The sequence below is a fragment of the Mesorhizobium sp. M2A.F.Ca.ET.037.01.1.1 genome (assembly GCF_003998075.1).
Lineage (GTDB): Bacteria > Pseudomonadota > Alphaproteobacteria > Rhizobiales > Rhizobiaceae > Mesorhizobium.
On record NZ_RZSA01000177.1, the window covers coordinates 1 to 8,795 of the forward strand.

At 59.8% G+C, this 8,795-nt stretch carries 8 protein-coding genes; 2 read left to right on the forward strand and 6 right to left on the reverse strand.

Annotated features, from left to right (window positions below):
• From EOA27_RS11485 to EOA27_RS11495, 3 genes are all read right to left on the reverse strand, one after another.
• On the reverse strand, positions 1 to 1,164 hold a 1,164-nt coding region (locus tag EOA27_RS11485; protein ID WP_127256197.1), incomplete at its 3' end, for a branched-chain amino acid ABC transporter permease.
• Between the two features lie 4 nt (positions 1,165 to 1,168).
• On the reverse strand, positions 1,169 to 2,311 hold the full coding sequence (locus tag EOA27_RS11490; RefSeq protein WP_245491068.1) for a branched-chain amino acid ABC transporter permease: 1,143 nt from the start codon (positions 2,309 to 2,311) through the stop codon (positions 1,169 to 1,171).
• Entirely contained in the window at positions 2,311 to 3,549 is a 1,239-nt protein-coding gene (locus tag EOA27_RS11495; RefSeq protein WP_245491069.1) for a branched-chain amino acid ABC transporter substrate-binding protein, read from the reverse strand. Before EOA27_RS11495 ends, EOA27_RS11490 begins: the two co-directional genes overlap by 1 nt.
• Before the next feature lie 382 nt (positions 3,550 to 3,931).
• On the opposite strand from EOA27_RS11495, the gene EOA27_RS11500 reads away from it, so the two are divergent.
• Positions 3,932 to 4,711 (forward strand): creatininase, encoded by a 780-nt coding sequence (locus tag EOA27_RS11500; protein ID WP_127256200.1) that lies wholly within the window; start codon positions 3,932 to 3,934, stop codon positions 4,709 to 4,711.
• A gap of 2 nt (positions 4,712 to 4,713) precedes the next feature.
• Positions 4,714 to 5,736: an agmatinase gene (gene speB / locus EOA27_RS11505; RefSeq protein ID WP_127256203.1), complete on the forward strand. Its 1,023-nt coding sequence runs from the start codon at positions 4,714 to 4,716 to the stop codon at positions 5,734 to 5,736.
• A 351-nt stretch (positions 5,737 to 6,087) separates the two neighbouring features.
• On the opposite strand, the gene EOA27_RS11515 is transcribed toward speB, so the two are convergent.
• From EOA27_RS11515 to EOA27_RS11525, 3 genes are all read right to left on the reverse strand, one after another.
• Positions 6,088 to 6,645, reverse strand: a complete 558-nt coding sequence (locus tag EOA27_RS11515) for an ureidoglycolate lyase (protein WP_189562005.1) — start codon at positions 6,643 to 6,645, stop codon at positions 6,088 to 6,090.
• Positions 6,646 to 6,700: 55 nt separating this feature from the next.
• Complete coding sequence (locus EOA27_RS11520) at positions 6,701 to 8,104, reverse strand: amidase (protein WP_127256209.1); 1,404 nt, start codon at positions 8,102 to 8,104, stop codon at positions 6,701 to 6,703.
• Positions 8,105 to 8,260: 156 nt separating this feature from the next.
• Positions 8,261 to 8,795, reverse strand: a 535-nt coding sequence (locus EOA27_RS11525) for a GMC oxidoreductase (RefSeq protein WP_245491070.1), incomplete at its 5' end; no start/stop codon positions are given.

Here is an 8,795-nt window from a genome sequence, read left to right on the forward strand (position 1 = left end):
ATAGTAGAGGCTGAGCTGCGAAACCATCGGATGGTCGATGAGTTTGGGACGCGGAATGCCGACGATACCCTGTGCGCCGCCAATGGCCGGCGCGGCCATGTCGGATACGACAATTATGCGCACAATCTCGCCCAGGCCCAACGTTGCCAGAGCAAGATAGTCCCCGCGTACGCGCAGAACCGGCAGACCGAAGATGAAGCCTCCCGCTGCCGCGCAAAGGGTGGCGATGGGCAGAGCTTCCCAGAAACTTAGATGAGCCAATGCAAGCGGCGAATCCGAGGTCAGCAGAGCGGTGGCATAAGCGCCTATCGCAAAGAATGCGACGAAACCCAAATCGAGCAATCCGGCGAGCCCCAGTTCTATGTTCAGGCCCATGCCCATGAGCGCATAGAGGCCAACGAGAAGCATGACTTGGGCAACGAATGCATTTGTCAGGAAAGGGACGAGCAGGGCCGCGACCATCAGGATGACAACGTCGATCATTGGCGTGCGGCGTTGTCCGATCAGATAATGCGCAATCTGCCACGCAACGCCGGCCAACACCGCGATGCCGGCGCCGACCCAGGTGAGCCCACCGCTTGACACATAGATGGTCGAAACCCACCAACGTCCCCTTAGCAGGGTCGAAAACAGGCTAACCCACAGGTCGCGCAAGAGCGCTCCGAAAAGCACCGCCACCGCGGCGGCAAGAATTGTACGACGAACAGCCCATGGGCATTGGCGGATGGCGGCCCCGGCAAGAGCAGTCACGGACGCCAGCCCGGCAAGTACTGCGATCGCCCCGGCACCCGACTGACCAACCAGCGCGGCTGACAAAGTCGGTTGATTGAATGCCACGAACAACCCCTGGACGTTGGCGCCGCGCGCCATAAGAAGGACGGCGGCATAAGACAAGCCTGCCAGGAGGCCTGTCCCGGCACTGGCAAGCCAGCGTTCGAAAGGTTTCAGCTGCCTGTTGGATACCGCGTACCAGCCACCCGTGAAGGCGACGGCCAACAACAAAAGCTGCCCTAGCGACACTGCGTGCGCCAGCACCGAGCGGGCGCCAAATGCGCTGAACACACCTACGCCGACTATATAGACGCCAGTAAATCCGCAAACCGCTCCTGCCTTGAGCGCCAAATGCCACCAAGGCGAGCCAGATTGGCCAGGGGAAATGGACATGGAATTACATCCGTTTCACGGAGAGGCGCTCACCGAATATGCCTCTTGGTCGAAAGATCAGGATCATCACCAGCAGTCCGTATGCGATCGCATCCTTGAGCTGATAAGGAGCAGGCATCCCGAATCCGCTGAGAAGCGCCGCCGGGCCAAAGCTTTCCGACAAGCCGAGCAAAAAGCCCCCTGCCATCGCACCCGGTATGTTTCCGATACCGCCGAGCACAGCGGCGGCGAAGCCCTTGATGCCGAGCGTGAAGCCCATGAACGCGTGTATCTGCTTGAACACCAGGGCGTAGAGGACACCCGCGACACCGGCCATCGTCCCGCCAATCATAAAGGTGAGTGTCACGACCCGGTCGGAATTGATTCCCATCAGCGCCGCCGCCTCGCGATCTTCCGCCACAGCTCGCATCGATGTACCCAGCGTCGTGTGTTGCACGATGACGTGCAGGACTGCCATTGCCAGCAGGGCGGCGGCGATGACGAACAATTGCACCAATGGAATCTGCACGATTCCGAGGCTTATGGCGCCATTGAGGGCAGCTACGTCGGGATAGGCCCTTGATCCAGTTCCGAATAGCCCTCGAATGGTATACTGCAAGACGAAAGAGGCCCCGATCGCGCAGATCAATGGAGCCAGGGAACCACTCCGGCTGAAAGCGCGATAGGCGACCCGCTCGATGAGGACTGCGATGGCCGCCGAGCTCGAGGCGCCGGCGACGAGCACCCCGATGAGGCCGACGGTCGACCCGCTCTCAATGAAAGGGCCGGCGACGATCAAGCCGCCGAAGGCACCGGTAGTGAACACATCGCCATGGGCGAAGTTTATCATCCGCAGCACGCCGTAGACCATTGTGTAGCCGAGGGAGACCAGCGCGTAGATGCTGCCAAGTGTTAACCCGAACACCGCAAACGACGCCCAGTCTCGAGCGCTATATTCGTTGCTCGTCAACGACCGGGTCAGGCCGGCGACAACAATAATCAGCAGCGCGATGCGAAGTCCCAGCATCACGTGATCTACCCAGGTCGAGCGCCGACGCCACTCCGACATGGCATCCGATAACCAACTTAGAAGGCTACCCAAACGGTTCGGGCCATGGCCCGAACCGTCGACGTTTTGCCTCCTGGCGATGACTGTGTCGTCGTTCATCAGTCCACTCGTTTCGGGTTCGTCCCAAGGGAGTAGCTGGCCGCATCGCCGGATGTGAATTGCCACACCGCGTAGACCGGCGAAGCGCAGTCTCCGAGATGGTCGCAGGTCAGCTTGCCTGTGAGCCCCTCGTAGCCGGCTGTGGCGTGGATCGCCTTGTTGAGCGCATCCCGCCCAATGAAGAGTTCGCCGTCCTTCTCAACCGCCACCTTGTCGATGGCCGCCATCAACACGCCGAGGGCGTCATAGCCGTAAGCATGGAAGCCGGCGATTGGAGCCTCTCCATACTTCGACTTATAGGTCTCGACGAACTTCTGGTAAGCTGGCCCCAAAGTCTCCGGGCGGAAGTCGATGCCGACCATCTTAACATCGACCGAGGCCTTGCCGGCGGCAGTCATAAAGGCCGGAGCCATGATTGGATCGGTCGCCAACAGTTTGGTATTCTTGAGCCCGTCCACTTCCTCCCTCTGTCGAACAAGATACGCACCGGCGGCAACGTAGAGCGGCGCGAAAAGAAGGTCCGGCTTTTTGGTGCCAATCCTCGTCAGAACGGGGCGGAGGTCAGTGTCGGTGGGACCGATAGCCTCCTCGGCAACAATGGTTCCACCTTGCGCCTTGAACTCTGCCTCAAAGGTGCGGACGATCTGCTGACCATAGGTGCTGCCGTCATGCAGAGTCGCTGCTGTCTTGGCGCCCTTTAAAGCGTACGACGCCGCGAACTTGCCGGTGGCGTTATCATTGAAGGAAACTCTGACGAACCCATCGAAGTCTGGGCCACGAGCGGGGTCGGTTAGCGTTGGCGAGGTTGGGCCGACACCGACAACCGGGAACTTGTGTTGCCAGAGAATTGGCACGCCGGCTCTCGCGGCGCCGGAGCAACTGGGTCCAAGAATTGCGACAAGTTGATCGTTTGAGGCGAGGCGCGTGGCTGCGGTCTGCCCTCCTTCCGGGCTGCAGGTCTCGTCCTCGAAAGATATCTCGATCGGATGCCCTTTGTAGGTGGCACCGATGCGATCGAGGGCGATTTCGATGCCGCGGCGGGCGTCGATGCCCAGGGCGGCGTCGGCGCCGGTCAGTGCCAAAAAGCTGCCGATCATAAGCGGTTCGCCTTCGGGGATCTCAACCACGCCGTTGTCGTCTGTAACAGGTCCCTTGGTTTCAGCGCGCGCCGGCAGCACGGTCAGCAGCGCCAGCGCAACGATGGCTGCGGGATGCTTGATCATTGCAAGTGAGGCCATTTGCCGTCTCCCATTTATGACGAGCCATGAGGGCACGCGACGGCGGGGTAAAACATTACTATCTGCAAATGTAACCTTGAACGGAATTAGCGGTGATGCAGCCAGCATCGGTGGGCTCTCGACATCAGTCGCCCGCCTCTGCGGAGGCACCTTGACGGAGAACCGGTGGGGAAGAGATCAAACATCGAGAATCCTAGATGCAACGTCGCAGATAACTCGATTTTACCGTCATGGGCAGCGTAGCACCTTGGTCGGCCGAAAGCTGGGATGACAATGTGCTGGGAGCCATCGCGTTGAACCCTGTTTAGCCTCACGTGGGAGACGGACATTGTTTTTTGCGCGCTGTCTCTGCCATCGAGCGGCATTGCGGGAAGGAGTGGTGATGAATGATTCAGTCTTTCTAGCAGACCTGACCTGGCCGGAGGCCGAATGCAGGATTGGCGCCGGCGCTCCAGTGATTTTGCCGCTCGGCGCTACGGAGCAACATGGCCACCACATGCCGCTCAATGTGGACGTTGTTATCCCGACCTTTATCAGCGAGCGCGTTGCGAGAGCCACCGGCGCACTCGTCGCACCCACCCTGCCCTACGGCAACCGCTCTCAGCCGCGTTCCGGTGGCGGGCCCGCCTTCGCCGGAACCATCAACCTCTCCGCGCACACCTTCTCCCTGGTCGTGCGCGACGTTATTGTCGAACTCCATCGCCAGAAGGTGCACCGCATAGTGGTGCTCAATGGTCACTATGAAAACGTTTGGCCGTCGATTGAAGGCATCGAGCTTGCACTCGATGCGGTCGGACGGGACGAAGGGAGTGGCCTGAGCATTCTGCGCATGGATCATTGGGAGTTCGTGCGACCACAGACAATCGACCAGATCTTTCCGAACGGCTTCCCAGGCATAGAACTCGAGCATGCGAGCGTGCTCGAGACATCGCTGATGCTTGCGATCCGCCCGAACCAGGTGGATCTTGGCCGCTCTCTGCATGACGGGCCAGCAAAGTTTCGCCCATACGACCGATTCCCAAGACCGCCGGTTGAGGTTCCGCCGTCGGGCGTTCTTTCGATGACGGAAGGGGCGTCCGCGGAAAAAGGCGAATGGCTTCTAGAGGATTGCGTCAGTCGGATGGTTGAGATCATCAAAGAAGAATTTCAGTTAGGACAGTGAGGATGGAAGGAAAATTTCATCAACCGGTTGATGCTGCCATCGTTCCGCGCTTTGCCGGGCTTGCCACTTTCATGCGATTGCCGGCGGTCGGATCAGCCGAGGGGCTGGACATCGCATTGGTCGGTATTCCATGGGACGGCGGAACAACCAACCGCGCTGGCGCCCGGCATGGGCCGCGCGAAGTGCGCAACTATTCCAGCTTGATGCGCAGCACGCACCATGTCTTCAAGACAGAGCCGTTCAAAATAGCGAATGTCGCGGATGTCGGCGATCTGGCAGTCAACCCGATCGATCTTCAAGATAGCCTCAGGCTCATCGAAAGGGGTATCGCAGAGATTGTCGCGGCTCACGCCCTACCGCTCTCTGTCGGCGGTGACCACCTTGTGACCTTGCCGGTATTGCGCGCGGTCGCCAGGAAGGAACGGATCGGGCTCATACACTTCGACGCGCATTCGGATACGAACGACACCTATTTCGGAGACAATCGTTTCACTCACGGAACGCCGTTTCGTCGCGCGATCGAAGAGGATCTGCTGGATCCCCATCGTGTCGTTCAAATCGGAATCCGCGGATCGCTGTATTCTCCCCAAGAGCACGATTGGGCGAAGGCGCAAGGCGTCCGCATAGTGTACATGGAGGAGTTCAGCAGCCGGGGCCCGGAAGCCGTGATGGCGGAGGTTCGCGACATCGTCGGGACTTCGCCGACCTATGTAACTTTTGATATCGATTCAATCGATCCTTCGATGGCGCCCGGAACGGGTACTCCGGAAATCGGCGGATTCACGACAAGGGAAGCACAGCACCTGGTACGGCAGCTCGACGGCCTGAACCTCATTGGTGCTGACGTCGTTGAGGTTGCGCCGCCCTTCGACCTTGCCGGGATGACGGCGATCGCAGGCGCCACGATCATGTTCGAATTGCTTTGTGTGCTAGCAAGACAAGTGCAGCGGAATCGCCAACCCACACGGGAGCAGACTGCCATTCGGCCGGCCGAAAGAATGGGGGGATCTGGCCAGAATTCGTGACCGATCGTGACGAGACCATTTGGAACCCGGACGCGATAGTTGGACAGACCGAAGGCCGCTTTGTGGCCGCCTGCTCCCGTTCCGAAGCCGGTGACGCGCAGGAGGCCGTCAGGCTGCCTTGGGCCAGGAACCTCTGCAGTAAGGCGCGTCTGTCGACCAAAAAATCAAATGGAAGTGGCTGTCCATGCCATGCCGCAGAGCCGAACCTGAAGCGCATAGCCCTGCGTCGTACCGCCGCTCAGCATCAACAGCAGGGCCGTCTTTGCCTCGGTGAACGCGGTTTTGGGATCGAACGGGCCATAGGGCGCATAGCGGTAGAAGATCGGGCGTCGATGCCGCGATGGCTGACCTTCAGGCTAGGCGGTCGTAAGATTCACCCAGTCCCGAATAGTCTGGAACCAATTCGTACTGCCCAGTCCAGTCTACCATTTGCGTATAGACGGAGGGAACCCCGTCAATGCCGGCCTCCTCGAGTTCGCCCTCGGTTTCCCGATCGGAAATCAGAAGGAAGTGCGCCCCTCGCGGATCAAGCGGGAAGGAGGCGGAGTGCCAGATGTTTCGTTCTATAAGCATGGCGGTTTCACCGTCCACCAGGAACCCCTTCATGTCCTGTGGCCGCGGTATATCGGGCGTGCTGGCGACGAAGACGACGGACACGACGGGATCGAGCGGCACGCGCAACTCGGTAATGGTAGGGTGCTTTTCAAACCGGTTGCAAACTACAGGACCGAACGGGTGACGTAACATCGTCAAGTCTGCCGTTCCTCCGAGAACAAGCGGATAGCGCCAAGTGGAATATCCCGGTCCGACGAATTGCGGGTCCTTCTTCGGCGCAGCAATTATGTGGCCGAAGGATCGAAAGTTGTCTTCTGAAACCGGTTCGATCGGAACGGAAATGCTTTTGATCATCGGGATCTCCACACTTAAGAACGACGGAATTGCCGCGGCACCTGCAAAATCACTGCTATTGCCCCCAGGAGGGCTGCGGCCGGACGAGTTCGACGGCGCGCGCTGCCGACAGGACCAGAGCCTCGTTGTGGGGCGGTGCCACAAACTGAGCGCCAACCGGTAGGCCATCCGCCGTCATCCCGCATGGCACTGAAATTGCCGGACAGGCGCCTACCAGATTGAAGATGCTTGTCAGATCGAGCGCGGCCAGCCGGCCTTGCTCGTTGCGGCCGCCGAAATCGAAATCATCCCCGCTCAAGGCCGGCGCGGGTTGCGCCATCGTCGGGCAGAGCAACACGTCGTAAGTGGCAAATATGACCGCCAGCTTCTGCCATAGTTTGGCTCGGACGAAGTCGACGCGCTTGATGTGCGCCGCATTGAAGGTCCGGCCGATGTCGATCATCCTTAGCGTGAGTTGGGAGAGTTGCTCGGGTTTGCGGTCCCGAAGGTCGCCATAGTGCGCAGCCAACCAGACCATCGACGCATTGGATACCAGTTCGGCATCGTCGGCATCCATTCCCAGGTCGATCGCGTCGACACTGGCGCCGGCGGCACTCAAAGCGAAGGCAGTGGCTTCGAGAGCACTGCGGATCTCCGGATGCACCGCGCAATACCCTAGATCCATCGAGAACGCGATCCGCAAAGTTTCGGGTTGCCCTGAGATCTCGGAGTCCAGGCGAAGCGGCGGTAGATAGGAGAAAAGATCGACCGGATGGGATCCTGCGGTAGATCGCAGGAACAGCGCGGCGTCATCGACTGTTCGCGCCAATGGGCCAAAATGGCTGATGTCGTCGAACTTTGACCGAAGTGCATCGAAGGGAATCCGACCCAGGGACGGCTTCAGCCCAACGACACCGCAAAACGATGCCGGCCCGCGCACCGAGCCCAGCATGTCGCAGCCCTCGGCCAAAGGCACGCACTGCGTGGCGACGGCGACGGCAGCCCCTCCCGAAGAGCCACCGGACGTGCGGGATGGATCCCACGGATTGCGGGTGTCGCCGAACAGATCACTGCGGGTAAACCATGAACTGGCGAATTCCGGTGTTGTGGTTTTACCGACAAGGATCGCGTCGGCCTCGCGAAGTCGCCGGACTATTACAGCGTCCTGCCGCGGTACAAAATCTTCGAACGCTCTGGAACCAAACGTTGTCCTGATCCCGGCTGTCGGAGTAAAATCCTTGATGGCGACCGGTACCCCGGCCAACAGGCCAAGCGGCTCGCCCGCGCGTCGCCGACGATCGATATCCTGCGCCTGCTTTATCGACTGCTCGGGCAGAACCAGGGTGAAGGCGTTAAACGTCTGGTTATGTTCGGCGATGCGGTCGAGGGATAGACGCGCAATTTCAACTGCCGAGATGGTGCCGGACTGAACGGCCGCAGCGATATTCACGGCCGACCACATGTCTGGATACTGCATCATCTCATCTCAAATAGCTGCGGCTGGCCGCGCCAATGATTTGTCTGTGAACATTTGCCGGGGAGGCCCGCGTCCGAGCAAGGGGCCTTGGTTTAGATCGAACCCTCTTCGAGCGACCGCGTTGCAAAGATGCCCTCCGCCCCTTTTGTCTTTGGTTTGTCAGGCAGCCAATGATGCCAGACCTCTGATATAGTCGGCGCCCTTTTCAGCGATCATGATGGTAGGCCCATTGGTGTTGCCGCCAATCAGCCTCGGCATGACAGAGGCGTCGATGACGCGCAGCCCAGGCATGCCCCTGACCCGCAGCTGCGGGTCGACAACGGCATTCTCATCGCTACCCATTCGGCAGGTGCCGACCGGATGATAGTGAGGAACGGATGTGCTCCCGAGATAACGGTCAAGGGAGTCGTCGTCGACGATTGCAGCACCCGGGGCGATTTCAAGGCCCCGAAGTCCATCGAAGGCAGGCTGAGCATGAATCTCGCGAGCTATCTTGAGGCCAGCCAGGTTCAGGGCTCGGTCTTCCGGCTCCGTCATAAAATTGTTGAGAATACGCGGGGCGTCGAAGGGATCGCCCGATCGTAGCGATATGCGCCCGCGCGACTTAGGACGCAGGACACCCCAATGTATACTGTAGCCATGAAATGCCGGGCGGTAGTTATGCTCCGCGATGGCGGCAGGGAACAGATAGAAT

What these genes read in the sequence shown, in the direction of transcription:
- EOA27_RS11490 (WP_245491068.1), bottom strand. Translation starts at nt 2,311, where the DNA reads ATGAACGACGACACAGTCATCGCCAGGAGGCAAAACGTCGACGGTTCG.
- EOA27_RS11495 (WP_245491069.1), bottom strand. Translation starts at nt 3,549, where the DNA reads ATGGCCTCACTTGCAATGATCAAGCATCCCGCAGCCATCGTTGCGCTG.
- EOA27_RS11500 (WP_127256200.1), top strand. Translation starts at nt 3,932, where the DNA reads ATGAATGATTCAGTCTTTCTAGCAGACCTGACCTGGCCGGAGGCCGAA.
- speB (WP_127256203.1), top strand. Translation starts at nt 4,714, where the DNA reads ATGGAAGGAAAATTTCATCAACCGGTTGATGCTGCCATCGTTCCGCGC.
- EOA27_RS11515 (WP_189562005.1), bottom strand. Translation starts at nt 6,645, where the DNA reads ATGATCAAAAGCATTTCCGTTCCGATCGAACCGGTTTCAGAAGACAAC.
- EOA27_RS11520 (WP_127256209.1), bottom strand. Translation starts at nt 8,104, where the DNA reads ATGATGCAGTATCCAGACATGTGGTCGGCCGTGAATATCGCTGCGGCC.